This window comes from Micromonospora musae, assembly GCF_003626635.1.
GTDB classification, from domain to species: domain Bacteria; phylum Actinomycetota; class Actinomycetes; order Mycobacteriales; family Micromonosporaceae; genus Micromonospora; species Micromonospora musae.
The window spans coordinates 64,441-89,365 of the sequence record NZ_RAZT01000015.1; the positions used below are offsets into that span (position 1 = coordinate 64,441).

Sequence of the window (24,925 nt, forward strand, 5' to 3'; positions counted from 1 at the left end):
GCGTACTGAGGTGTACTGCACAGCGGCGCGGTCCTGAACCATCGTTATATTCCGTGGGTGACTACCGACACCGGGACCAACACTCACACCACCGCCGGCAAGCTGGCCGACCTGGAGCGCCGGGTCGACGAGGCGGTGCACGCCGGTTCGGCGCGGGCGGTCGAGAAGCAGCACGCCCGGGGCAAGAAGACCGCCCGGGAGCGGATCGAACTGCTGCTCGACGAGGGCTCCTTCGTCGAGCTGGACGAGCTGGCCCGGCACCGTTCCACCAACTTCGGGTTGGAGCGGTCCCGCCCGTACGGCGACGGTGTCGTGACCGGTTACGGCACGGTGGACGGCCGGCAGGTCTGCGTCTTCGCCCAGGACTTCACCGTCTTCGGCGGCTCCCTCGGCGAGGTCTTCGGCGAGAAGATCGTCAAGCTGATGGACCTCGCCATGAAGATCGGTTGCCCGGTGATCGGCATCAACGACTCCGGCGGCGCCCGCATCCAGGAGGGCGTGGCCAGCCTCGGCCTCTACGGGGAGATCTTCTTCCGCAACGTACGGGCCTCCGGCGTCATCCCGCAGATCTCGCTGGTGATGGGGCCGTGCGCGGGCGGCGCCGTCTACTCCCCCGCGGTCACCGACTTCACCGTCATGGTCGACCAGACCTCGCACATGTTCATCACCGGCCCGGACGTGATCAAGACCGTCACCGGCGAGGACGTGGGCATGGAGGAGCTGGGCGGCGCGCACACCCACAACACCCGCAGCGGCAACGCGCACTACCTCGCCACTGACGAGGAGGACGCGATCGAGTACGTCAAGGCCCTCCTGTCGTACCTGCCGTCGAACAACCTGGACGAGCCGGTGGTCTACGACGCCCCGGCCGAGCTGTCGGTGACCGACGAGGACCGGGAGCTGGACACGCTGATCCCCGACTCGGCCAACCAGCCCTACGACATGCACCGGGTGATCGAGCACGTGCTCGACGACGGGGAGTTCCTCGAGGTCCAGCCGCTCTACGCGCAGAACATCCTCGTCGGCTACGGCCGGGTCGAGGGGCGGCCGGTCGGCGTCGTGGCGAACCAGCCGATGCACTTCGCCGGCACCCTGGACATCGCCGCCTCGGAGAAGGCCGCCCGCTTCGTCCGCACCTGCGACGCGTTCAACATTCCGGTGCTGACCTTCGTGGACGTTCCCGGCTTCCTCCCCGGCACCGGGCAGGAGTGGGACGGCATCATCCGCCGGGGCGCGAAGCTGATCTACGCGTACGCCGAGGCGACGGTCCCGAAGGTCACCGTCATCACGCGCAAGGCGTACGGCGGGGCGTACGACGTGATGGGCTCGAAGCACCTCGGCGCGGACCTGAACTTCGCCTGGCCGACCGCGCAGATCGCGGTGATGGGGGCGCAGGGGGCGGTGAACATCCTCTACCGCTCGGAGCTGGCGGGTGCGGAGGACCCGGCCGCGCTGCGGGCCGAGAAGATCGCCGAGTACGAGGACACCCTCGCCAACCCATACGTCGCGGCCGAGCGGGGCTACGTCGACTCCGTCATCACGCCGCACGAGACCCGCGGCCAGATCGTCCGCGCGCTGCGGGTGCTGCGGACGAAGCGCGAGACCCTGCCGCCGAAGAAGCACGGCAACATCCCGCTCTGAGCCGACGCTCGCCGCCGGTGGCCGACGCCGGCTCCAGGATCCGAGCAGTTTCAGGGAAAGTGTCGCCTCCTGACGGCGGGAGGCGACGACATCCCTGAAACTGCTCGGATCAACTGTCGGTTCAGCAGCCCGGGTTCGCCGCCTGGCACATCCGGCCGGCCGCCACCGTGGAGAGCTGGAGCAGCTCGGACTCGGTGCCGTGCCGCCCGAGGCCGAGCACCGCGATGAGGTCACCGACCCGAATGATCGCCTTGTAGGTGGGCTGGGGCACCTCGCCGGACGGCTCCCCGGTCTTCACGTCGCGGGCCCGGGTCACGACGTGCTGCACCATTGCGGCGCCGTCCCCCGCGAAGTCCCGCCGGACGATCCGCCACTGGTGTACGGCCTCCGCCGTGCCGGCCCGGCCCTTCCAGTCGTACGGCCCGACGCTTCGCCACTGCACGCACGGGGCGAGAATCTGGTCGAGGTCGGCGAGGAACGCCTCGGCTCCGCCCGGCGTGAGCCGGTAGACGTCCTGCATCGCCTGCACGTCACCGGGGGCGAGGGCGACGCTCGCCGGCCGCTCGGCCAGGAGGGTCTGCGACCGCGACCAACGGGACGGCCAGGTCTGCGACAGCCCCTGGCTCGTCCGGCAGGCGCCGAGCATGTCGTCGATCCGGATCGGCTCCGCCAGCCCCGACTCGGTGAGCTGGCTCTCCGCCGACTCGAGCCCGAGGTCGGCCGGCCGGAGCAGCGCCTCCGTGGTGATCTCGGCACGGACGGGCCCGCTCGGATCGACCGAGGCGGCCGGGGGTGCCGAGGAGTGGTCCGGTGCGACGAGCGTGATGGCGGAGACCCCGGCGAGCGCCAGCACGGCGGTCACCGCAGCGACGTTGCGCCGGCTGCGCCGCCGGGCGCGGGCGCGGATCTCGTCCGGGTCGGGCCAGCGCACGTCCCGCAGGTCCCGCTGCACCTTCTCGACGAACGTCGGATAGTCACGCATCTGCGGCCTCCTCCAGGTCCGAGACGGCGAGCAGCCCGGCGAGCGCGGTGCGCCCACGGGAGAGCCGGGCCTTGACGGTCCCCACCGGGGCGTCGGTCTCCCGGGCGACCTCGGCGACCGGCATGCCGAGCAGGTAGTAGAGCGCGATCGCGGTGCGCTGCTCCTCGGGGAGCCGGCGCAGCGCGGCCACCACGTCGACGGTCTCGGTGCCGGGGCCGGGGGTGGTCTCGACGGCACCGTGCCGCAGGTACGCCCGGGCCCGGCTGCGCAGGCTGCGCCAGCGGCTCACCGCGATCCGGCTGGCGACGACCCGGGTCCACGCCTCCGGGTCGTCGTAGCCGCTCACCGTCGACCAGCGCTGCCAGGCCCGGATGTACGCCTCCTGCACCGCGTCCTGCGCCTCGGCGAGGTTGCCGGTGAGTACGTACACGAACCCGAGCAACCGTTGCCGGCTGCCCCGGTAGAACTCGTCGAACCCTTCGACGTCCGGCACCTGGCCACCTCCCCCGTGCGGTCGCAGTGGACACGCGCCGCACGGTGCACGCGGTTGCCCCGGTCAGCCGAGCAATTTCGCCAGCTCGTCCGGCGGGAATCCGCCGGCCGGGATCCGTTCCCGCACGGCGCGGCGTACCGCCTGCTGCACGGCGGCGTTGGCCGGTGTCGGTACGCCGTGCAGCCGGCCCAGCAGCACGACCTCCCCGTTGAGGTGGTCGGTCTCGACCGCGCCGGCGCCTCGGGCCAGGCTCTGCCAGGTGGATCCGCCGGACCGTTGCTCGCCGCCAACCGGTCGGTGCTGCACGAGGTCGCCGCGTTCGGCCGCCTCCTCCGCCCGGCTGGTGTACGCGATGCCGGCCGCGGCCAGCACCGCCTCGCCCTCGGCCCGGATCCGGCCGGCCAGGTCCTCGGGGACGTCCCGACCGAAGAGCGCCTGAAGCGCGTTACCGAGGTTGCCCAGCAGCTTGCCGTACTTCCAGCGCATGACGTCCGGCCGCAGTGGCGCGACGAAACCGGCGGCGGTGAGGTCGGAGGCGACCGCCCGGTCGGTGTCGTCCGGGCCGGACGGGTAGCGGCCGAGGTGCAGCACCCCGGGATGCGGGTGGCCGTTGGCCACCACGACGCCCGGTTCGAGATGGGTCGCGGGGAGCCAGACACACACCCCGTGCACCCGGGCGAAGAGCCGCAGGGCGGCGGGCTCGTTGGCCACCCCGTTCTGCGCGGTGAACAGGGGCAGCCGCTCACCTGCGGTACCGCCGCCGACCACCGGGGCGTCGACCCAGGCCGCCAGGGCGCCGGCGGTGTCCTGCGACTTGACGGCGAGCACGAGCACGGTGTCGGCCGGCAACGGCCGCCCGTCCGGGCCGTCGAGCGCCGGCAGCCGTACCGTCCGCTCCTGCTCCGGCTGTCGGAGGGTGAGGCCGCGTTCCCGCAGGGCGGTCAGGTGCGCGCCGCGCGCCACCAACGTGACGTCCTGCCCGGCCGTCGCCAGTCGTGCGCCGATGGTCCCGCCCACGGCGCCGGCCCCAATGATCACGTACCGCATGAGGCCCATTCTGCCCCCGCCCCGGCCGGTGCCGATCAGGCCCTGCGGTCGGTCGATCCCGGTCAGAGGGTGGGCAGTGGGGTGCCGTCCAGGAGGGGATCGGCCAGCAGGGCGGCGCCCACGGCCAGCACGGCCAGGTTGACCAGGGCGAAGACGGTGACCCAGAAGAACGCCGGGAACGGGGTTAGCCCGGCGAGTTGGTCGGCGTCGGAGGCGGGCATGCGGCCCCGGGAGCGCAGCCGTTGCAGCTCGACCACCGGCCGTACGCCGCCGAGCAGCAGGAACCACACCCCGGTGTACGCGAACGCGGCCTGCACCTGCGGCGAGGCGTACCAGGAGACGGCGAGCACCACGCCGCCGGTGACGAGCAGTGAGATCACGCCGAAGGCGTTGCGGATCATCACGAGCATCGCGAGCAGCAGCGCGACGGCCACCCAGAGCAGCAGGGTGATCCGGTTGCCGCCGAGCAGCCAGGCCCCGGCGAGCCCGACCAGCGGCGGGGCGACGTACCCGGCGAGCAGCGTGAGGATCATGCCCAGCCCGGTGGGACGGCCGGCGGAGAGGGTCAGCCCCGAGGTGTCCGAGTGCAGCCGGATGCCGCGCAGTTTGCGGCCGGTGAGCAGGGCGATCAGCGCGTGACCGCCCTCGTGGGCGATGGTGATCGCGTTGCGGGCGACCCGCCACGGGAGCCGGGTGGAGACCACCACCAGCGCGGCGAGACCGGTCAGCACGACCAGCAGCGGCGGCGGGTCGGGCTGTGCACCGAACAGCCGGTCCCAGAGGTCGGTCAGCCCGTCGAACGACACCATGGGGCGCGAGCCTACCGGCCCGGGGCACCGGAGATCACCTCCGTCACGCATGGTCGCGTACCGAGCACGTCACGTGCTGGCTGCCGGGCGCCATAGCACCGCCGCTGAAAGTTTCTTTTGCCCCCCTTGCGATCTTGGGTGATTAGCTCCAAAGATTTCCATCAATAGATATGCCCCCGCTTCCTGGAGGTATCCATGTCCCGCACCGGATCACCGCTGCGCCGTCTCCTCGCAGCCGGCCTCACCGTCCTCGCCACTGCGGCCGCGACGCTCGTCGCCACCACCGGCCCGGCCGCCGCCGCCACCGTTCCCGGCATCGATGTCTCCCACTACCAGGGCGTCATCAACTGGACCAGCGTCCGCAACGCGGGCATCCAGTTCGCCTTCATCAAGGCCACCGAGGGCACGAGCTACAAGGATCCGCGCTTCAACACCAACTACGTGGCCGCCTACAACGCGGGCGTCATCCGCGGGGCGTACCACTTCGCCCGCCCCAACATCTCCTCCGGCGCCGTCCAGGCCAACTACCTGGCCTCCAACGGCGGCGCCTGGTCGGCCGACAGCCGCACCCTCCCCGCAGCCCTGGACCTGGAGGCCAACCCGTACAGCGGCGGCTACTGCTACGGCCTCAGCACCACCGGGATGCGCAACTGGGTGCAGGACTTCCTCAACACCTACCGCTCACGCACCGGCCGCTACGCCGTCATCTACACCACCACCAGCTGGTGGAACCAGTGCACCGGCAGCTGGAGCGGGCCGTGGGGCAACCACCCGCTCTGGATCGCCCGCTGGGCCAGCGCGCCCGGCACCCTGCCGGCCGGCGCCCCGGTCTGGAGCTTCTGGCAGTACACCAGCACCGGCAGCGTCGCCGGCATCAGCGGCAACGTCGACCGCAACTACTGGAACGGCGACCGCTCACGCCTGATCGCGCTGGCGAACAACACCCCGTGAACGGGCAGGTGGCGGCAGCGGGATCGACTGTCACCGTACGGTCGACAACCGGTCCGGCTGCCGCCACGGCCACCTGCGTGTACGTCAGACCCGCCGCCGGTAACGGACCGGCACCGCGACCCGGGCGGGCATCGTCTCCTCCCGGACCAGCGCGGCCCGTCGGGCCACCAGCCAGGCACCCACCCCGGCGACGGTGACGGCCACGACGCTGACCAGCGCGACGAGCGCCGGAATCCCGAGACCGGCCAGGAGCAGGACCGCGTCGCCGAACGCCACGAGCATCCACAGTGCCAGCCGCGGCCGGGCGTCCCTCCGTCGGTAACCCATGTCGTACCTCCTTCCGTCGTCAAGGTCCAGTTACCCCGGACGGCGGAAGGTCATGCGAGGAAGCCTCACACCGGTGCGACTCGCGTGGTCAGTCCTGCCGGTCCGACACGAACTCGCGGAAGATCATTTCGAAGTTGGGCAGGCTGGCGTTCCAGTCCTTCTGCGCGACCTCGAAGCGGAGGGCGAAGCCCCGGTTGTGCGCGGTCACGAAGCCCCGGTTCCGGACGTGGATCCGGGTGCCGTCGCGGGTCTCCAGCCAGTCCCAGTCCGCGCAGGTCCGCCATCGGCAGTCGATGGATTCCAGGCTGAGCTTCTCGTAGTTGTTCACCAGCCGCTTCCGGGCCGGCTCGATGTCCTGCCAGGCCTTCTTAGCGTTCGACCCCGGAGTGTTAGTCCGGTCGATCGTCAGCTCCCCGACGCCGTTCGGGTCCGCGTAACGCACCCAGGTTTCGCCGGCGCTGCGGGTCCACCCCTTCGGAATCGGCAGTGAGAAGCCGACCGGATCCTTGCGCAACGACCACCCGGCCGGAATGCCGCTGCTCGGGGAGGTGCTCGGGGAAAGGCTGGCGCTCGGCGTCACGCTCGGCGCGGCGCTGGTCGGCGGCGGTGAGGCGGGCGCGGAGCCTGGCGGCGCGGAGACGGAGCCGACGCTCGACCCGGCCGCCGGACGGCCATCGTCCTCGGGGTCGTCGCCACTGGTCAAGAGCGGCACGGCCACCGCGAGGCCGACCAGAAGCACGGCCACCAGCACGCCGACCAGCAGGTTGCGTCGCTTCCGATCGTCCGGCATGCCGCCGGTCGCCGGGATCGGCGCACGCCCGGTCGGCCCGGCCGGTGGGCTCACCGGCAACACCGACGTCGGATTGGCCGGCCGGCGCGGCGCGGCGACGGGTCGCTCGGTCCGCCGACCGTCGGCCGGCTTCGACTCCTCGACCGATGACCCGGAGCCGCCGGCCTTCGTGTCGGGCCGGCTCTGCGCGGAGGTGGCCGGACGCTCCATCTTGGCGGTGCGGTCGGCGTCGAGCGTCGACCGGTCGACCTTCGCCGTCGGCACATCGTCAGTCGTCGCGCGGTCGGCCTTGGCCGTCGGCGCGTCGTCTGCGGTCGATCGGTCGACAGTCGTCGTCGGCTCGGCGTCCCCGGCCGGAAGGTCGATCTTCGCGGTCGGGTCGGCGCTCACGACGGGCGTCGGCCGGTCGACCTTCGTAGTGGGCTCCGCGTCCACGGTGGACCGCTCGACCTTCGCGGTCGGGGCGGCGTCGGCGCCGGCAGGAACCTTCGCGGTGGCCTCCGCCGCCGGCCCCGCCAGAGCCGCCGCCGACGGCGCGCGAGGCGCCGGTGGGGCGACCGGCGGCTCGGCCGGGCGCGGGGCCGGCACCACGGTCGGGCGCGGCAGTCGCGGGCCGTTCGGCCCCGGCCTGCGTACGCCGTCGAGCAGCGAGATTCCCCGCGCCCGCCGCCCGTTGGCGCGACGCAGCATGCGCTCCGCCGTCTCCGCGTCGATCCGCTCCCGCGGGTCCTTGCGCAGCAGCCCCTGCAACACCGGCTTCAGCGGACCGGCGTTCTTCGGCGGCGGCAACGGCTCGGTGGCCAGCGCCGCGAGCGTCGCGATCGCCGACGGCCGCGCGTACGGTGACTTCCCCTCGACCGCCGCGTAGAGGGTGGCGCCCAGCGACCAGAGGTCGGCCTCCGGGCCGGCGGTGCCGTCGTGGGCCCGCTCCGGAGCGATGTACGCGGGCGAGCCGAGCACCATGCCGGTGCGGGTGACGTTCGGGTCACCCGGGATGGTGGCGAGTCCGAAATCGGTCAGCACCACCCGACCGTCGTTGCCGAGGAGCACGTTGCCCGGCTTGACGTCACGGTGCATCACCCCGGCCTTGTGCGCGGACTTCAGCGCGCCGAGCACACCGAGACCGATCTCGATCGCGCGGGCCGACGGCACCGGGCCGGACTCGGCAAGAGTGTCCTGCAACGACCTCGACGCGACGTACTCCATGACGATCCACGGGTCACCGTCGGTACGCAGCACGTCGAAGATACGGACGACGTTGATGTGGTTGAGCCGGGCGATGGCCCGGGCCTCCCGCAGCGAGCGTTCCCGCATCTCACGACGCTCGTCATCGGTGAGGCTGGGCGGCGGGACCAGTTCCTTGATGGCCACGTCGCGGTGCAGCACCTCGTCACGCGCCTTCCACACCCGACCCATGCCACCCTGACCGAGCGGCGAAAGCAGCCGGTACCGGTCAGCGACGAGTTGGGGAAGCGCGTTCGACATCGCTGAGACGGTACCCGGCCACGCTGACAGCCACACCGGCGGCACGCCACGTTGCGGTGAAGCTCCGGAAGCTCGGCGCGTACCCTGACCTCATGTCTGCCGAAGAGCCGCTGCTCCGGGTCGTCCGCGGGGTTCCGACCGCCGAGGAGCTGGCCGCGCTGGTGGGCGCGGTCGTCAGCCGGTCGCGTCCGGCCGCCGCGCCCGCCCCCGCCGCCGCCTCCGCCTGGGCGCGCAGCGGACGGCCGGCCGTCGGCGTCACCGCCGGCCCCGGGGCCTGGCGCGCCTCCGGCCTGCCCAGCTGATCCCTGGCAGGCGCTCACCGTTCCCCCCGCTCGCCCGGCACTGTTCTTATTAGGGGCTGCCGCAATCATGTCTTCATGGGCCTCATGTCCTTATGAGGCATTGCCGCAATCGCGGGGCTGCCTGGGGGCTTGTGGGGCTGCCTGGGGGACTGTCAGCCGTTAACCTCACTCAGGGACACGGCGTCGTGACGGTATGGGAGGGTCGATGATCCCTGGAGAGGACCGCCCGCCGGCCTGGCTGAGCGGCTACGGTTCGATCGACGCCGACATCCGCCAACTGCGAGAGTTCGCCGACCGGCTCACCGCCGAGGTCGAGCGCAACTACGCGCCGCACCTGCCGCGCATCGCCGAGGACGTGACCGCGCCGCTGCCCAACCCCTGCGACGCGTTCATCGAGCTGGTGCACTTCCTGCAGGCCCACCACGAGACCCAGCAGGCCAGCGTCGACATGGTCTGGGGCGTCTGCGGCGCCACCGGCCACCTCGCCGCCGCGGCGGGCACGGTCGCCGACCGGTACGCCGGCGCCGACGCCTTCTCCGCGGCGAGGGTCGCGGACGTCGAGCACGCGCTCGCCAACCCCCGCGCCGTCGGGGCCGCCGGACCGCCATCGGTGCTGCTGGGAGACCCGACCGGTCCGGAGAACGGCCCGGCGGTGAACAGATGATCGAACGAGGCAGCGGCCGCACGTCCAGCCTCACCGACTGGCACCGGATGGACGTGAACAGCATGTGGGCCTGCCTGCAGGACCACGACACCGCCAACCACTGGAAGCAGGTCGCCGGCTGGCGCAAGATCTGCGACCTGGCGCAGGCCCACCTCAGCCGGCTCCAGGAGTACCGACGGGGTCTCGCCGCAGCATGGCCGCCGGCCAGCAACACGGCCGCCCTCGCGTACCTCAGCCAGCTCGACGAGCTGATCGACAAGGTGCGCCGTACCCACGACGCCGCCGCCACGAACTACACCGCGCTCGCCGCCGCCACCCAGGCCATCGGCGGCACCCGCACCAGACTTCAGAAGATCCACGAGGAGTACGCGGCCAAACTCCAGCAGAAGCGGGCGTACGAGGCGACGGCCGCCGACCCGAAGGCAGCCATGGGCAGCCGCGTGACGGATCGGCCGGTCACCGACGCCGACCTTGAGCAGCTGAACGTCCAGGCGCGCGGCATCATGTACGGCCTCAGCACCGAACTCCAGCAAGCCCAGGCGGCGCTACGCCAGCCGCCACCGGCACCTAGGCCTTCCGGCAAAGACACGGCAGATCCCGACGTATACGGCGCTGGCGCCGTTCCGGTAATTCCAGCCATCGTTCCCGCCCCAGTAGGCACCAATTCAGCGACCCGCGTGTCTCCACGGCCGTCGGCAACCGCTTTGCAACAGGACGATGCGTCCACCCCCGGCAGAGTCGGTCCAATACTCGGCGGGGCAAACATCAACACTTCGCCTCCGACCCCCACTCTCCCGTCCGGCGGCGCACTGCCACCGCCGCTTGCTATAACGCCGGACGCCAGCGCGCCTCGCTCGCCTACAGCACCCATTGCCTTTAGCCCACAAGCTCCGATAGGCGGAGAACGCGTTTCCCATCCGCCTACCAAACCAGCAATCGAAAGCTCGAGCAAAATCCAGAATTCAACTAAAGCGCCGCCCTTCCATTCACTGCCTTCCAGCGGCCTGATTGGAGGCATGCCTGGACCAGGAATGGGTCAGCCAGTCGGTGGCGGAGCCGCACCACGTCGCGTGAATCCGATTGGTGGGGTCATCGGTGGCGGCGCAGGCACCTCTCCTACCGGCGCGGCCGGAACCCGCCCGGGCGGTACCCGCGGCTTCCCAGGCGCTCACGGCGTGCATCCGGCACACATCCCGAGAACGTTAGACGCTCACTCTCCAAGCCGATTCGACCAGCCCGGACAGATGACCGGGGAGTCTCGCAACTGGGACCCGGACCACCCGTGGGATGTCGACAAGGGCGTTCCCCCTGTGATGCGTGCTCCTGACGAGGAAGGGCCGATAGACCCCGGACCGGCCATCGGCCTGACACGGTGAGTCTCGCCGCGTGGGCAAGTACGACGGCCAGCATCCTCCTGCTCGGGACACTCACAGCCGCTACAACTCCAGAAAGCAGCCCGAGCGACCCGAGCACTAGTGGCAGCGAGCACGTTCGAGCCGATCAGTGGCACCTGAAGTACTTGAAGACCTCGAGAGCGCACGAGATCAGCCTTGGCGAGGGGGTCGTCGTCGCGGTAATCGACACCGACGTAGCGCCACATCCAGATCTGCGGGGCAATCTACTTCCGAGCGCGAATTTCATCAGCGAAAGCCCTGAGAGCAGGCAATCCGAACCCAGTAGCCACGGAACCGGGATGGCGGGATTGATCGCTGCCCACGGTCAAGACGCATTCGGTGCGATGGGGATAGCGCCGAAGGCTAAGGTACTTCCGCTAACCTTCACCTCAGAAGAGAATGAAGGCGAGTTCGGCGCCCTGGCCAACGCTATTTTGTTCGCTGCCTCAAGCGGCGCAGAGGTCATATGCATCTCAAGCAGTGGAGGCCCGAACGCCGCTCTCGCCGAATCGATCAATGCGGCACTAGCAGCAGAGGTAGTGGTGGTAGCCGCCGCCGGCAATCGGCCCGAGGACACATCAGTGGAGTATCCGGCCCTATATGAGGGTGTCATTAGTGTTGGCGGGGTTGATCGCACCGGCAATCATGCCGAGGTATCGGTGACCGGCCCGAAGATTGATGTCGTAGCGCCTGCCGTCGACATCTACAGCACGAGCATCGACGGAAAGTACCGCAAGGGCACTGGAACGTCGGACGCCACCGCAATCGTTGCGGGGGCTGTGGCGTTGATTCGGTCGAAGTACCCGTACCTGCCGGCGCGGGAGGTCGTGCATCGACTCACTGCGACCGCCATCGACAAGGGCCCGCCTGGGCGGGACGACGAGTACGGCTACGGAGTGATCGACATCGTTGCGGCGTTGACTGCTGACGTACCGCCGCTGGGGTTCGGATCGGCGACGGCGAGCGCACCGGCCGGCGGTGGCCCGCGCACGACGGCGGCCGCCGAGCCTCCGGGCGACGGTCTCGGTAGCGACAACGCGGCCACGGTCCGCGGGCTGGCCACGCTCGGTGTGATCGTGGCGGCCGCTGTGACGTGGGCGGTGATCGTGCGTCGACGCAGGCGCGGGGACGATCCGCCGCCGCGGATCAGCCGCTGACGAGCCCCGACGCGAGGTTCCGGTTGCAACGGTGCCTGGTTGCGGCCCGGCCGCGAGTTGGTCAACTCGTCTTCCTTGAAGTCGGGGCCTCCCACGCCACTTGATACCCCGACTTCAAGGAAGACGAGTTGATCTGCGAGTTGATCTCCGGGGGCGGGAGGGGCGCCGGGTCGGGGACAGGACCGGCGGGAGGGGCGCCGGGTCGGGGACAGGGCCGGCGGGACGGGGTGCCGGGTCGGAGGCGGCGTTGGGGGGTGCCGCACGGCCCGTGGCAGGGGCTGAGCCGGTAACGTCGGCGGCGTGCCTGATCAGCTGCCGCTCCGCCTCGTGCTCGCCTCCGCGAGTCCCGCCCGCCGCAAGATCCTGCAAGCCGCCGGTATCGAGCCGGACGTACTGGTCAGCGGCGTCGACGAATCTCTGGTGGTGACCGACCGGGCCGACGAGCTCTGCCTGGAGTTGGCCCGGCTGAAGGCGCAGGCGGTGCTCACCCGGCTGCGGCCGGCCACCGAGGAGCGCACCCTGGTGATCGGCTGCGACTCGGTGCTCGAGTTCGACGGTGAGATCTTCGGAAAGCCGGCCGATGCCGCCGACGCCGAGCAGCGCTGGCGGCGGATGCGTGGACGCAGCGGGGTGCTGCACAGTGGGCACTGCCTGATCGACGTGACGGCGGTGCGGCGCGCCGAGGCGGTCGCCTCCACGGTCGTCCACTTCGCCGACATCAGCGACGAGGAGATCCAGACGTACGTCGCCACCGGTGAACCGCTCGCCGTGGCCGGGGCCTTCACGATCGACGGGTTGGGCGGGCCGTTCGTGCAGCGGATCGAGGGTGACCCGAGTACCGTCATCGGGCTCTCCCTGCCGCTGCTGCGCAAGCTCCTCGCCGACCTCGACCTGCGGATCACCGATCTGTGGACGAAGGTCTCGCCGGGCGGCCAGTCGGTCGAGCCGCTCGGTTAGCGTGCCACCATGACCACCAAGTCGATTCCGCTGACGGACGAGCTGCACGCGTACCTCGTCGGGCACGGATCCCCGCCCGACGAGATCATCCGCGACCTCGCGGAGGAGACCCGCACGGTGCTGCCGGACGAGGCGACCATGCAGGTCGCGCCGGAGCAGGCCGCGTTCCTGACCTTCCTCACCCGGATCCTCGGGGTACGGCAGGCGGTGGAGGTGGGCACGTTCACCGGGCTCTCCTCGCTGGCGATCGCCCGGGGCCTGGCCGAGGGCGGCCGGCTCACCTGCTTCGACATCTCGGAGGAGTACACCGGGATCGCCCGCCGCTACTGGGCACGGGCCGGGGTGGACGACCGGATCGAGCTGCGCATCGGCCCGGCCGGAGACACTCTGCGCGAGCTGCCGCACGAGCGGTACCTCGACTTCGCGTTCATCGACGCGGACAAGACGGGTTACCCGATCTACTGGGCCGAGCTGGTGCCGCGGATGCGGCCCGGGGGCGTCATCGCCGTGGACAACGTGCTGCGCGGCGGTGCCGTGATCGCCCCACGGAACGAGAGCGACCGGGCCATCGCCGCCTTCAACGACGAGGTGCTCGCCGACGTCCGGGTGGACGCGGTGATGCTGCCGATCGCCGACGGACTCACCCTGGCCCGGGTGCACTGACGGCGCCACCCTGATCGACTCCGGTTCATTGATGTCGGGGTGTCGAACGGCGTTCGATACCCCGACATCAATGAAGGCGAGTGGATCAAGCGAGGCACCAGCCGCGAGCCGCGCACCGCGAGCCACCAGCCGCGGACCGCGAGCCGCGAGCAAGCAGTCGCGAGCCGGCCAGTGATTTCAGCGGACGCTGCGGGCGAACTGCCTTGCCGCCCAGTAGACGCCGAGCACGGCGAGTACGGCGATGATGGTCAGCCCCTGCCAGACCCGGTCGTTGCCCAGGTCGCCGGCGAAGAGGGCCCGGGTGCCGTCGACCGCCCACGAGAACGGGTTCCAGTCGGCGACGCCCTGCAACCAGCCAGGCGCGAAGCTGAGCGGCAGGAGGATGCCGGAGAGCAGGAGCACCGGCTGGGCGACGGTGTTCATCAGTGGGGCCAGCGCGTCCTCGCTCTTGACCTTCAGCGCGACGCCGTACGAGACGGCCGAGGTCATCAGCGCGATCAGCGCGAGCATCAGGTACGCGAGCAGCAGGTCTCCCAGGACGACCCGCAGGTCGAACGCGAGGGCGAGCAGCGTGATGATGATCGCCTGCACGATCAGCGAGACGACGTCGCGCAGGGAGCGCCCGAGCAGCAGGGCGAGCCGGCTGACCGGGGTGACCCGGGACCGCTCGATCACCCCGGCGCGCAGCTCGGCGATCAGACCGAAGCCCTGGAAGAGGCCACCGAAGATGGCCAGCAGCACCAGCAGGCCGGGTACGAAGATCTTGTAGGCCTCGGCCTGGGTCGGCGCGTTCAGTGCGGGCTTGAGCAGCGGGGCGAACAGGAGGAGGTACATCACCGGCTGGAAGACGCCGACGAAGACCCAGACCGGGTTACGGACGAGCAGCTGGAACTGGCGTTGGAAGATGAGCCAGGTGTCGCGGGCGAGTTTCATGATCGATCTCCGGTTCGTCAGGACTCGCGCAGCGAGCGGCCGGTCTTGGTGAGGAAGACGTCGTCCAGGCTGGGGCGGTGCAGCTCGATCGAGGAGAGCGCGAGGCCGGCGTGGTCGAGTCGGCGCAGGATCTGCGGGATCGCCGTGGCACCCTCGTCGACGTACAGTCGCAGGCCGCCGTCGTCGCCGGTCTCCAGCTTCCGGACGTACGCCTCGCCGTCGAGCGCCTTCGCGGCCTGCGGGGTGTCGGCGGCGTCGAGGCCGACCTGGACGACCTCGCCGGAGATCTCCCGCTTGAGGTCGGCCGGCGTGCCCTCGGCGACCAGCTGACCGTGATCCATGATCGCGATCCGGTCGCAGAGCGCGTCGGCCTCGTCCAGGTAGTGAGTGGTGATGAAGACCGTCATCCCCTCGGTACGCAGCCGGCGGATCTCGTCCCACATGTGTGCGCGGCTCTGCGGGTCGAGCCCGGTGGTGGGCTCGTCCAGGAAGACGATCTTCGGCTCGTGGATGATGCCGAGGGCGATCTCCACCCGCCGCCGCTGGCCGCCGGAGTAGGTCTTGCACTTGCGGTCGGCGAACTCGGCGAGTTGGAAGGCGTCGAGGGCGCGGACGGCCCGCTGGTGCGCCTCGGTCTTGCCGATCCCGTAGAGCCGGGCCTGGAGCACCAGCTCCTCGCGGGCGGTCGACTCGTCCCAGGTGCTGCCGCCCTGGGCCACGTAGCCGATCCGGCGGCGCACCTCGCCCGGCGCCTTGCGCAGGTCGGCGCCCGCGATGATCGCCTCCCCGTCGTCCGGCTCGATCAACGTGGCGAGCATCCGCAGCGTGGTCGTCTTGCCGGCGCCGTTGGGGCCGAGGAAGCCGAAGATCTCGCCCTCGGCGACGGTCAGGTCGACCCCCCGTACCGCTTCGACGGTCTTCGTCTCCCGCCCGGCACGGGAGCGGAAGGACTTGCGTAATCCCCTGGTCTCGATCATGCGGGCTCCTGGTCGTCCGGGCCGGTATTCCCGGCCACGGGTCGGCGGGGAAGGCAGCGCGGTCGCCGGCCGCCGAGCCGCGGCGGGCAGCGTGGGACGGCGCACTTCCCCGTACGTCGCGAAGAGGCTAACGCGATATAGCTTTTCTGGTCAACGTTGATTATTCAGATGAGGACGGATGCTCCGGCAGTCGCTGCTCCCACCCGGACCAACCCTCCGCCTGTTCCAGCCCAGCAGGCAGGTACGACACTCCGGAATCGATACGTTCCGCGATGCGCTCGCACCACGCGATCTCCGCCTCCGCCCGGGCCGTCCAGAGCTCGAACATCCAACCCACGTGGACCGGCTTGGTGTCGCGCAGCCAGTCCGACTCCAACGAGGTCCGCATCCACGCCATGCCGGCCCGCAGCAGGTTCGCCCGGTTCCGCAGCGCGGCCGCCGCCTCCTCGCGCGGCAGCGCCGGCAGGAACGAGAAGGCCGCCGTGAACGGGTCGGCCGGCTCGTTCAACTGCCACCAGAGGCCGCGCAGCAGCGACTCGAACTCGTCCTGCCCCTTCTCGGTGATCTCGTACGTCGTGCGGGCCGGGCGTCCGCCGACCTGCTCGGTCGCGACCGCCCGCAGCAGCCCCTCCTCGGTCAGCTTGCGCAGGGCGTGATAGATCGAGCCGGGCTGTACGTTGGCCCACTTGTCGGCGCTCCAGCTGAGCAGCTCGCGCCGCACGTCGTAGCCGTGCACGGGCTGCATCCAGCGGACCAGACCGAGAATCATCATTCGGGTGGCAGACACGGCACAAGCGTATTAGGCAAATTTGACTAGAGCGCGATGTGACCGTGCCCCAACCCACACTGAGCGATCGTTAGGGCCCGCCGGGATGGCCTATACACTCCCGGTCAACGACCTCCCGGGAGGAGCCCCCACGGTGCGTAAGGTACTCATCGCCAACCGCGGCGAGATCGCCGTCCGCGTCATCCGCGCCTGCCGCGACGCCGGCCTGGCGAGCGTAGCCGTCTACGCCGACTCCGACCGGGACGCGCTGCACGTGACGCTGGCCGACGAGGCGTACGCCCTCGGCGGGGACACCGCGGCGGAGAGCTACCTGCGCATCGACAAGCTGGTCGACATCGCGGCCAGGGCCGGCGCCGACGCCGTGCACCCGGGCTACGGCTTCCTCTCCGAGAACGCCGACTTCGCCCAGGCCGTCATCGACGCCGGGCTGACCTGGATCGGCCCCACCCCGCAGGCCATCCGCGACCTCGGCGACAAGGTCACCGCCCGGCACATCGCCCAGCGCGCCGGCGCGCCGCTGGTGCCCGGTACGCCGGACCCGGTCGGCAGCGCCGACGAGGTGCTGGCCTTCGCCGTCGACCACGGGCTGCCGGTCGCCATCAAGGCCGCCTTCGGCGGCGGCGGGCGCGGCCTGAAGGTCGCCCGCACGATGGAGGAGATCCCCCAGCTGTTCGAGTCCGCCACCCGCGAGGCGGTCGCCGCCTTCGGCCGCGGCGAGTGCTTCGTCGAGCGTTACCTCGACAAGCCCCGCCACGTCGAGGCCCAGGTGCTGGCCGACCAGCACGGCAACGTGATCGTGGTGGGCACCCGGGACTGCTCGCTCCAGCGGCGGCACCAGAAGCTGGTCGAGGAGGCGCCCGCGCCGTTCCTCACCGACGCCCAGCGTACGCAGATCCACGAGAGCGCCAAGGCGATCTGCCGCGAGGCCGGTTACCACGGCGCCGGCACCGTCGAGTACCTGGTCGGCGGCGACGGCACCATCTCCTTCCTAGAGGTGAACACCCGGCTCCAGGTCGAGCACCCGGTCACCGAGGAGACCGCCGGCATCGACCTCGTCCGCGAGCAGTTCCGCGTCGCTGACGGGGAGAAGCTGCGCTTCACCGAGGACCCGACGCCCCGCGGGCACGCGATCGAGTTCCGCATCAACGGCGAGGACCCCGGTCGTAACTTCCTGCCCGCCCCCGGCGCCATCACCGCGCTGCGGCTGCCGACCGGCCCCGGCGTACGGGTGGACACCGGCATCTCGGCCGGTGACGTGATCGGCGGGAACTTCGACTCGCTGCTGGCCAAGGTCATCATCGTCGGCGAGACGCGGACCGAGGCGCTGGAGCGGGCCCGCCGGGCGCTCGACGAGATGGTGGTCGACGGCATGGCCACGGCTCTGCCGTTCCACCGCCTGGTGGTCCGCGATCCGGCCTTCACCGCGGAGCCCTTCACTGTCCACACCCGGTGGATCGAGACCGAGTTCGACAACACGATCACGCCGTTCACCGCGACCGCCGGCCCGACCGCCGAGCCCGCCGAGCGGGAGACCGTCGTGGTCGAGGTGGGTGGCAAGCGGCTGGAGGTCAGCCTTCCGGCAGGTCTCGGCACCGGTACGGGTACCGCCGCGCCCGCCGCCCGTAAGCCCGCCCGCCGTGGTGGCGGGGGTGCGAAGGCCGGCGGCACGGTCAGCGGCGACGCGCTCACCTCCCCGATGCAGGGCACCATCGTCAAGATCGCCGTGGCGGACGGGGACACCGTGGCCGAGGGCGACCTGATCGTGGTGCTGGAGGCGATGAAGATGGAGCAGCCGCTGCACGCCCACAAGGCCGGCACGATCAGCGGCCTGACGGCGGACGTCGGCGCGGTGATCAGCGCGGGCGCCCCCATCTGCACCATCTCCTGAGACCGGGTCGGGCGCACCCCCTCCGCGTGGGGGCCCGCCCGGCTGGTCAGCGGAGGGCTTCGGCGGCCACCGCGCGTACGGCGGTGGTGAGGCCGTTCAGCGCCGCCGACTCCAGTCGCCAGTGCTGCCAGTACAGCGGCACGTCCACCTGCCGGCCCGGGGCGATGTCGACGCACGCCCCGGAGGCGAGATCGTCCTCGGCGATCTGCTCGGGCACCAGACCCCAGCCGAGTCCGTGCCGGATGGTCTCGCTGAACGCCGGCACCGACGGCACATAGTGCACGGGCGGGTCGAGCGTGCGCCCGGTCAGCGTACGGATGAAGCGGTGCTGCAGCCGGTCCCTCCGGTCGAAGACGACGGTCGGCGCGCCGGCCAGCGCCGCGGCGGTCAGCCCGTCGGCGAAGTGCGCGGCGGCCAGCGCCGGGGCGGCGAGCGCCCGGTAGCGCATGGCGCCGAGCCGGCGTACCCGGCAGCCCTGGACCGGCTCGCGCTGCGCGGTCACCGCCGCCGTCACCACCCCGTCGCGGAGCAGCTCGGCGGTGTGGTCCTGATCCTCCTGACGGAGGTCCAGGGAGAGTTCGAGCCCTTCCGGCAGCCGGGCCAGGGCGGCCGGGAACCAGGTGGCGAGCGAGTCGGCGTTCACCACCACGGCGAGTCTGGTCCGCGCGCCACCGCCGGTGAGCGGGCCGCGCGCGTCGGTCAGCGCCTCCCGCTCCAGCAGTACGAGCTGCCCGGCGAGACGTAGCAGCGGTGCGCCCGCCTCGGTCGCCACGCAGGGCCGGGCCCGCCGAACGAGCACCTGCCCGACCGTCTCCTCCAGGGCCTTGACCCGCTGGCTGACGGCCGAGGGGGTGACGTGCAGCAGTCGGGCCGCCGCCTCGAAGCTGCCCTCCGAGACCACGGCGGCGAGGGTACGAAGCTGGACGAAGTCGAGCCCTTCCATCAGCTGACCTTAACCGGCGTCAGAATCTTTAGTTCGACTGACGGAACGAGCCCGCCTACGGTCGGAGACGTGCTCAGCTCCGCCGTCGCCGGCTTCTCCGTCTCCATCGCCCTGATCGTCGCCATCGGGGCGCAGAACGCCTTCGTCCTGCGTCAGGGCCTGCGCCGGGAGCACGTGGTACCCGTCGTCCTCACCTGCGCCGCCTCGGACGCGCTGCTCATCGGGGCGGGCATCGCCGGGGTCGGCACGCTGGTGACCGGCCGGCCCGTCCTGCTCACCGCGATCCGCTGGGGCGGCGCCGCGTTCCTGCTCTGCTACGCGGCGCTCGCCGCCCGCCGCGCCCTGCGGCCCGGCGCGCTGCTGCCCACCGAGCGGCCGCCGGCCACCCTGGGCGCCACCCTGCTGGCCTGCCTCGCCTTCACGTACCTGAACCCGCACGTCTACCTCGACACCGTGCTCCTCCTCGGGGGGATCGCCCAGCAGCACCCGCACCGCTGGCTCTTCGGCGTCGGCGCCACCCTGGCCAGCGTGGTCTGGTTCACGGCGCTCGGCGTCGGCGCGCACCGGCTCGCCCCGCTGCTCGCCCGCCGGACCGCGTGGCGACTGCTGGACGGGCTGATCGCCACGTTGATGGCCCTCCTCGCCCTGGCACTACTACTGGGCTGACCGTCCCTCCCCCGCGTTCCCCTCGATGATCAAGAGCTTGGCGTCAGATGCGGAGCGATTTCCGACCGAAACCTCTTGATCACCGAAGCCGGTGGGGGCGGGAGGGCCTGGGAAGGTGTTTTCCGCTACCAGCGGCGGCGATACCCGTATCGAGCAGCCATGATTGCCGGGTGCGGTTCCTTCACGGCGCGGCTCCCGCGCACGACCTGACCTACAACGACGTCTTCATGGCGCCGTCCCGCTCCGACCTGGGCTCCCGCCTCGACGTCGACCTCGCCAGCTCCGACGGCACCGGCACCACCATCCCCATCGTGGTGTCGAACATGACGGCGGTCGCCGGCCGGCGGATGGCGGAGACGGTGGCCCGGCGCGGCGCGGTCACGGTCATCCCGCAGGACATCCCGATCGACGTGGTGGCGAACGTGGTGTCCTGGGTCAAGCAGCGCCACCTGGTCTACGACACCCCGATCACGCTCGGCCCGACCGACACGGTCGGTGACGCCATCCACCTGCTGCCCAAGCGCGCGCACGGCGCGGTGATGGTGGTGGACGAGGCCGGCCGACCGCTGGGTGTGGTCACCGAGGCGGACACCGTGAGCGTTGACCGGTTCGCCCAGCTACGTCACGTGATGTCCACTGAGCTGCACACCGTTCCCGCGGACGCGGACCCGCGTACCGGGTTCGACGTGCTCTCCGCCGGTCGGCGCCGGCTCGCCCCGGTGGTCGACGCGCAGGGGCGGCTGGTCGGCGTCCTCACTCGCAAGGGGGCGCTGCGGGCGACCCTCTACCGGCCGGCCGTGGACGAGCAGGGGCGGCTGCGGATCGCGGCGGCGATCGGGATCAACGGCGACGTAACCGGCAAGGCCGCCGCCCTGCTGGAGGCCGGGGTGGACACCCTGGTGGTGGACACCGCGCACGGTCACCAGGAGCGGATGATCTCCGCGCTGCGGGCGGTACGCCGGCTCGACCCGGGCGTCCCGGTGGCGGCCGGCAACGTGGTCACCGCCGAGGGCGTACGGGACCTGATCGAGGCGGGCGCCGACATCGTCAAGGTCGGCGTGGGACCGGGCGCGATGTGCACCACCCGGATGATGACCGGGGTGGGGCGGCCGCAGTTCTCGGCCGTGCTGGACTGCGCGGCGGCGGCCCGGGCGCTCGGCCGGCACGTCTGGGCCGACGGCGGCGTCCGGCATCCCCGGGACGTGGCGCTCGCGCTCGCCGCCGGCGCCTCCAACGTCATGATCGGCTCATGGTTCGCCGGCACGTACGAGTCCCCCGGCGACCTCTACACGGATCCGGACGGCCGGCGCTACAAGGAGAGCTTCGGCATGGCCTCGGCCCGGGCGGTCAGCGCCCGCACCGCCGAGGACAGCCCGTACGACCGGGCCCGGAAGGCGGTCTTCGAGGAGGGCATCTCCTCGGCGCGGATGCACCTCGACCCGACCCGCCCGGGCGTCGAGGACCTGATCGACGAGATCATCGCGGGTGTCCGCAGCTCCTTCACCTATGCGGGCGCGCGCAACCTCTCCGAGTTCCACGAGCGGGCGGTGGTCGGCGTGCAGAGCGCGGCCGGCTACACCGAGGGGATGCCGCTGCCGACCAGCTGGTGACGGCGGGCCGGCTCGCCTACTCGACGAGCCGGCTGATCACGTACCGCGCTGCCTCCCGCGGGTCGTCGCCGACGCGGGGAGGCAGCGCACCGGCGAGCCAGAGGGTGGCGAAGCCGTGCACGATCGACCAGGCGGCGAGGGCGTCCCGCCCGGGCTCGCCGGCGCCACCGTCGCGCGCCGGCAGGCCCGCCACCCGATCGCGCAGCACATTGCCGGCCCGGTCACTGGCGGCTCGCACCTGCGGGTCCTGGGCCCGGTACAGCTCTGGGCGGAACATCACCTCGAAGTGCGCGCGATGCCGGACCGCGAAGTCCACGTAGGCGACGCCGGCGGCGAGCAGGTCGTCGCCCGCCTGGCCGAGGGTCTCGGCGAGCAGATCGAATCCCTGTACGGCGAGCGCGGTGAGCAGGCCCGCCTTGTCGCCGAAGTGATGCGCGGGGGCGGCGTGCGAGACGCCGGCCCGCCGGGCGAGGTCACGCAGGCTGAGCGCGGCGGGGCCGGATTCGGAGATCGCCTCCACTGCGGTGTCGAGCAGGGCACGGCGTAGATCGCCGTGATGGTAGCCACGCGTCGGAGTCATGACGTAATCCTATCTTGCCATTGACAAGATGACACTCGACGAGCAATCTTGCCAGTGACAAGTTTCGACCCGAGGAGGTTGTCATGGCTCCACTGATCACCCTGATCGCCGGTTTCGCGGTGGCCCGGATCGTCGGGCTGGCCGGATTCGACGCCCTGGACAGCACGACCGACGCACTCCGGATCGGGCTGGCCGCCATGTTCGTAATCACCGGGCTCGCGCACTTCAGCGAGCCCCGCCGATCCGGCCTCATCGCCATGGTCCCGCCCCGCCTGCCCCGGCCGGCGCTCCTGGTCACCGTGACCGGCGTGCTCGAGCTGGTCGGGGCGGCGGCGCTGCTGGTCCCGGCCACGGCCCGGTGGGGAGCGGCCGGGCTGGGACTGCTGATGCTCGCGATGTTCCCGGCCAACGTCTCCGCGGCACAGCGCCGGCTCACCCTGGCCGGACGGCCGGTCACGCCGCTGGGGCAGCGCACGGCCATGCAGATCGCATTCCTGGTCACCGCGGCGACAATTTCGTTTGGTGCCTGACTATCAGGGGGCTAACCTGCAGACCGTGGATCTCGTCACCCTCAACGACGTGCCGATGGGTCGCCTCCTGGCCTTGGCCGGCCACATGGTCACCCAGCGGTGGAACCGCTTCCTGGCGGAGAAGTTCAACCTCACCCAGGCCGGGATGGTCGCCCTCATGACGCTCGACAAGAACGGCCCGATGCCCCACCGCGAGGTGGCCCAACGCTGCTTCGTACGGCCCGCCACGCTGACCGGGATCGTCGACACCCTGGAACGGGACGGCCTGGTCGAGCGGCAACGCGACGACAGCGACCGGCGCAGCGTACGGCTCGCCATCACCCCCGCCGGCCACGAACGGCTGGCGGGGGTGGGCGTCCTGATCCGGTCGGGTCGGCCGCTCACCTCGGTCGACGCCGACCCCGAGAAGGCGGCGGTGATCCGCGAGTTCCTGCTGGAGGTCATCGGTAGTGGAGAGGAACCAGGCATGACAGTGCCCACGGACGGGACGGGAGGCCGGCAGAAGTGCTGATCCGACTGCTCCGCGAACACCTGCGCCCCTACTCGAAGCCGCTGGCCGCGGTCCTGCTGCTCCAGTTCGTCGGCACCATGGCCTCGCTCTACCTGCCGAGCCTCAACGCCGACATCATCGACAAGGGCGTGGCGCGCGGCGACACCGGCTACATCATGTCGACCGGCGGCTGGATGCTCGCCGTCAGCCTGGTGCAGATCGTCTGCTCGATCGCCGCGGTGTACTTCGGGGCGCGTACCGCGATGAGCTTCGGCCGGGACGCGCGGGCCGGGATCTTCCGGCACGTCAACCGGTTCTCCGCCCGCGAGGTCGCCCGGTTCGGCGCACCGTCGCTCATCACGCGCACCACCAACGACGTGCAGCAGGTGCAGATGCTCGTGCTGCTGAGCTGCACCATGCTCGTGGCCGCCCCGATCATGTGCGTCGGCGGGGTGGTGATGGCGCTGCGGGAGGACCTCGGGCTCTCCTGGCTGATGCTCGTCTCGGTACCCGTCCTCGCCATCGCGCTGGCACTGGTCATCCGGCGGATGGTGCCGGGCTTCCGGCTCATGCAGACCCGGATCGACGCGGTCAACCGGGTCCTGCGCGAGCAGATCACCGGCATCCGGGTGGTCCGCGCCTTCGTACGTGAGCCGTACGAGACGCAGCGCTTCGGCGTGGCGAACACGGACCTGAGCGCCACCGCGCTGCGGGTCGGGCGACTGCTGGCCCTGATCTTCCCGGTGGTGATGCTGGTGCTCAACGTCTCCAGCGTCGCGGTGCTCTGGTTCGGCGCGCAGCGGGTCGACTCCGGCGCGATCCAGATCGGCGCGCTCACCGCCTTCCTTCAGTACCTCATGCAGATCCTGATGTCCGTCATGATGGCCACCTTCATGCTGATGATGGTGCCGCGCGCGGCGGTCTGCGCCGAGCGCATCGTCGAGGTGTTCGACACCGACACCTCCGTGGCGCCGCCCGCGACGCCGACCGCCGAGGTGTCCGGACGGGCCGAGTTGGAGCTGCGCGACGTGCGCTTCCAGTACCCGGGCGCGGCCGACCCGGTGCTGCGGGACATCTCGTTCCGGGTCACGCCCGGCAGCACCACGGCGATCATCGGCAGCACCGGGGCCGGCAAGACCACCCTGCTGTCGCTGGTGCCGCGACTGGTCGACGTCACCGCCGGCGCGGTGCTGGTCGACGGAATCGACGTACGCGACCTGGCCCCCGACGAGCTGTGGCGACGGATCGGCCTGGTGCCGCAGCGGCCGTACCTCTTCACCGGCACGGTCGCGAGCAACCTGCGGTACGGCAACCCGGACGCCACCGACGAGGAGCTCTGGAGGGCGCTGGAGATCGCGCAGGCCGCGGACTTCGTGATGCAGATGCCCGAGGGGCTGGAGGCGCCCGTCGCGCAGGGCGGCACGAACGTCTCCGGTGGCCAGCGGCAACGGTTGGCGATCGCCCGGGCCCTGGTCCGGAAGCCGGAGATATACCTCTTCGACGACTCGTTCTCCGCGCTCGACCTGGGCACCGACGCGCGGTTGCGGGCGGCGCTGCGGCCGGTCACCGCGGACGCCGCCGTGGTGATCGTGGCCCAGCGGGTCTCCACGATCGTCGACGCCGACCAGATCATCGTGCTCGAGAACGGGGGAGTCGTCGGAGTGGGACGACACGAGGAGCTGCTGGAGAGCTGCCCGACGTACGCCGAGATCGTCGCCTCGCAGCAGACCGCGCAGGTGCCGGCATGAGCGACCGCAGGGAGCGAATCATCAGGCACAGCGCGGAGAAGCCTCAGGCCGGCGCCGACCGAAGGGAGGTGCCGGCATGAGCGACCGCAGGGAGCGAATCATCAGGCACAG

At 71.1% G+C, this 24,925-nt stretch carries 25 protein-coding genes; 14 read left to right on the top strand and 11 right to left on the bottom strand.

Going from position 1 to position 24,925, the window contains the following annotated elements; genetic code table 11:
• Positions 1-57 precede the first annotated feature (57 nt).
• A complete protein-coding gene (locus tag D7044_RS26140) occupies positions 58-1,641 on the top strand; it encodes an acyl-CoA carboxylase subunit beta (RefSeq protein WP_120673350.1) in 1,584 nt (527 codons plus the stop codon).
• A gap of 121 nt (positions 1,642-1,762) precedes the next feature.
• Here the strand turns inward: D7044_RS26140 and D7044_RS26145 are convergent, their stop codons facing one another.
• The 4 genes from D7044_RS26145 to D7044_RS26160 all read right to left on the bottom strand — a co-directional run bounded on the left by D7044_RS26145 (position 1,763) and on the right by D7044_RS26160 (position 4,972).
• Positions 1,763-2,623, bottom strand: a complete 861-nt coding sequence (locus D7044_RS26145) for a hypothetical protein (protein ID WP_120690471.1) — start codon at positions 2,621-2,623, stop codon at positions 1,763-1,765.
• The gene (locus D7044_RS26150; RefSeq protein WP_120673352.1) at positions 2,616-3,116 is read right to left on the bottom strand and encodes a SigE family RNA polymerase sigma factor; all 501 of its coding nucleotides are present in this window, start codon (positions 3,114-3,116) and stop codon (positions 2,616-2,618) included. The genes D7044_RS26145 and D7044_RS26150 overlap by 8 nt, the downstream gene beginning before the upstream one ends.
• A gap of 63 nt (positions 3,117-3,179) precedes the next feature.
• Positions 3,180-4,163: a ketopantoate reductase family protein gene (locus tag D7044_RS26155; RefSeq protein ID WP_120690511.1), complete on the bottom strand. Its 984-nt coding sequence runs from the start codon at positions 4,161-4,163 to the stop codon at positions 3,180-3,182.
• A gap of 62 nt (positions 4,164-4,225) precedes the next feature.
• A complete protein-coding gene (locus D7044_RS26160) occupies positions 4,226-4,972 on the bottom strand; it encodes a M50 family metallopeptidase (RefSeq protein WP_120690472.1) in 747 nt (248 codons plus the stop codon).
• A 195-nt stretch (positions 4,973-5,167) separates the two neighbouring features.
• Here D7044_RS26160 and D7044_RS26165 point away from each other — a divergent pair, with 195 nt between their 5' ends.
• Positions 5,168-5,923, top strand: a complete 756-nt coding sequence (locus tag D7044_RS26165) for a lysozyme (protein WP_120673354.1) — start codon at positions 5,168-5,170, stop codon at positions 5,921-5,923.
• 84 nt (positions 5,924-6,007) lie between these two features.
• Here D7044_RS26165 and D7044_RS26170 read toward each other — a convergent pair whose 3' ends face one another.
• The gene (locus D7044_RS26170) at positions 6,008-6,250 is read right to left on the bottom strand and encodes a hypothetical protein (protein WP_120690473.1); all 243 of its coding nucleotides are present in this window, start codon (positions 6,248-6,250) and stop codon (positions 6,008-6,010) included.
• A gap of 88 nt (positions 6,251-6,338) precedes the next feature.
• Positions 6,339-8,525: a serine/threonine-protein kinase gene (locus D7044_RS26175; RefSeq protein WP_120690474.1), complete on the bottom strand. Its 2,187-nt coding sequence runs from the start codon at positions 8,523-8,525 to the stop codon at positions 6,339-6,341.
• Between the two features lie 92 nt (positions 8,526-8,617).
• Here D7044_RS26175 and D7044_RS26180 point away from each other — a divergent pair, with 92 nt between their 5' ends.
• The 6 genes from D7044_RS26180 (at position 8,618) to D7044_RS26205 (ending at position 13,662) form a co-directional block, all read left to right on the top strand.
• Complete coding sequence (locus D7044_RS26180; protein WP_120690512.1) at positions 8,618-8,827, top strand: acyl-CoA carboxylase epsilon subunit; 210 nt, start codon at positions 8,618-8,620, stop codon at positions 8,825-8,827.
• A gap of 205 nt (positions 8,828-9,032) precedes the next feature.
• The gene (locus tag D7044_RS26185) at positions 9,033-9,491 is read left to right on the top strand and encodes a hypothetical protein (protein ID WP_120673357.1); all 459 of its coding nucleotides are present in this window, start codon (positions 9,033-9,035) and stop codon (positions 9,489-9,491) included.
• The gene (locus D7044_RS26190) at positions 9,488-10,867 is read left to right on the top strand and encodes a hypothetical protein (protein ID WP_120690475.1); all 1,380 of its coding nucleotides are present in this window, start codon (positions 9,488-9,490) and stop codon (positions 10,865-10,867) included. The genes D7044_RS26185 and D7044_RS26190 overlap by 4 nt, the downstream gene beginning before the upstream one ends.
• Before the next feature lie 32 nt (positions 10,868-10,899).
• The gene (locus tag D7044_RS26195) at positions 10,900-12,042 is read left to right on the top strand and encodes a S8 family serine peptidase (protein WP_120690513.1); all 1,143 of its coding nucleotides are present in this window, start codon (positions 10,900-10,902) and stop codon (positions 12,040-12,042) included.
• A gap of 300 nt (positions 12,043-12,342) precedes the next feature.
• Positions 12,343-12,999 carry a Maf family protein gene (locus D7044_RS26200; protein WP_120690476.1) on the top strand — a complete coding sequence of 219 codons (657 nt, stop codon included), beginning with the start codon at positions 12,343-12,345 and terminating at the stop codon, positions 12,997-12,999.
• Positions 13,000-13,008: 9 nt separating this feature from the next.
• A complete protein-coding gene (locus D7044_RS26205; RefSeq protein ID WP_120690477.1) occupies positions 13,009-13,662 on the top strand; it encodes an O-methyltransferase in 654 nt (217 codons plus the stop codon).
• A 177-nt stretch (positions 13,663-13,839) separates the two neighbouring features.
• Here the strand turns inward: D7044_RS26205 and D7044_RS26210 are convergent, their stop codons facing one another.
• From D7044_RS26210 to D7044_RS26220, 3 genes are all read right to left on the bottom strand, one after another.
• Positions 13,840-14,595: an ABC transporter permease gene (locus tag D7044_RS26210; protein ID WP_120690478.1), complete on the bottom strand. Its 756-nt coding sequence runs from the start codon at positions 14,593-14,595 to the stop codon at positions 13,840-13,842.
• A gap of 17 nt (positions 14,596-14,612) precedes the next feature.
• Positions 14,613-15,572 carry an ATP-binding cassette domain-containing protein gene (locus tag D7044_RS26215; protein ID WP_120673362.1) on the bottom strand — a complete coding sequence of 320 codons (960 nt, stop codon included), beginning with the start codon at positions 15,570-15,572 and terminating at the stop codon, positions 14,613-14,615.
• Positions 15,573-15,732: 160 nt separating this feature from the next.
• Positions 15,733-16,344: a PadR family transcriptional regulator gene (locus D7044_RS26220; protein WP_120673363.1), complete on the bottom strand. Its 612-nt coding sequence runs from the start codon at positions 16,342-16,344 to the stop codon at positions 15,733-15,735.
• A gap of 148 nt (positions 16,345-16,492) precedes the next feature.
• Here D7044_RS26220 and D7044_RS26225 point away from each other — a divergent pair, with 148 nt between their 5' ends.
• Positions 16,493-18,247 (top strand): acetyl/propionyl/methylcrotonyl-CoA carboxylase subunit alpha, encoded by a 1,755-nt coding sequence (locus D7044_RS26225; protein ID WP_120673364.1) that lies wholly within the window; start codon positions 16,493-16,495, stop codon positions 18,245-18,247.
• Between the two features lie 46 nt (positions 18,248-18,293).
• Here D7044_RS26225 and D7044_RS26230 read toward each other — a convergent pair whose 3' ends face one another.
• Positions 18,294-19,190 (bottom strand): LysR family transcriptional regulator ArgP, encoded by an 897-nt coding sequence (locus D7044_RS26230; RefSeq protein WP_120673365.1) that lies wholly within the window; start codon positions 19,188-19,190, stop codon positions 18,294-18,296.
• Positions 19,191-19,259: 69 nt separating this feature from the next.
• Here D7044_RS26230 and D7044_RS26235 point away from each other — a divergent pair, with 69 nt between their 5' ends.
• Positions 19,260-19,856, top strand: a complete 597-nt coding sequence (locus D7044_RS26235) for a LysE/ArgO family amino acid transporter (RefSeq protein WP_120673366.1) — start codon at positions 19,260-19,262, stop codon at positions 19,854-19,856.
• A gap of 170 nt (positions 19,857-20,026) precedes the next feature.
• On the top strand, positions 20,027-21,466 hold the full coding sequence (locus D7044_RS26240; RefSeq protein WP_120673367.1) for a GuaB1 family IMP dehydrogenase-related protein: 1,440 nt from the start codon (positions 20,027-20,029) through the stop codon (positions 21,464-21,466).
• A 16-nt stretch (positions 21,467-21,482) separates the two neighbouring features.
• On the opposite strand, the gene D7044_RS26245 is transcribed toward D7044_RS26240, so the two are convergent.
• Positions 21,483-22,046: a TetR/AcrR family transcriptional regulator gene (locus D7044_RS26245; RefSeq protein ID WP_120673368.1), complete on the bottom strand. Its 564-nt coding sequence runs from the start codon at positions 22,044-22,046 to the stop codon at positions 21,483-21,485.
• 83 nt (positions 22,047-22,129) lie between these two features.
• On the opposite strand from D7044_RS26245, the gene D7044_RS26250 reads away from it, so the two are divergent.
• Genes D7044_RS26250 through D7044_RS26260 form a run of 3 tightly spaced genes read left to right on the top strand, consistent with a single transcriptional unit; the run spans position 22,130 to position 24,814 of the window.
• Positions 22,130-22,576, top strand: coding sequence for a DoxX family protein (locus D7044_RS26250; RefSeq protein WP_120690479.1), 447 nt, complete (start codon positions 22,130-22,132; stop codon positions 22,574-22,576).
• A gap of 25 nt (positions 22,577-22,601) precedes the next feature.
• Positions 22,602-23,087: a MarR family winged helix-turn-helix transcriptional regulator gene (locus D7044_RS26255; protein WP_120690480.1), complete on the top strand. Its 486-nt coding sequence runs from the start codon at positions 22,602-22,604 to the stop codon at positions 23,085-23,087.
• A complete protein-coding gene (locus D7044_RS26260) occupies positions 23,081-24,814 on the top strand; it encodes an ABC transporter ATP-binding protein (protein ID WP_120673370.1) in 1,734 nt (577 codons plus the stop codon). The genes D7044_RS26255 and D7044_RS26260 overlap by 7 nt, the downstream gene beginning before the upstream one ends.
• The last annotated feature ends 111 nt before the right edge of the window (positions 24,815-24,925 follow it).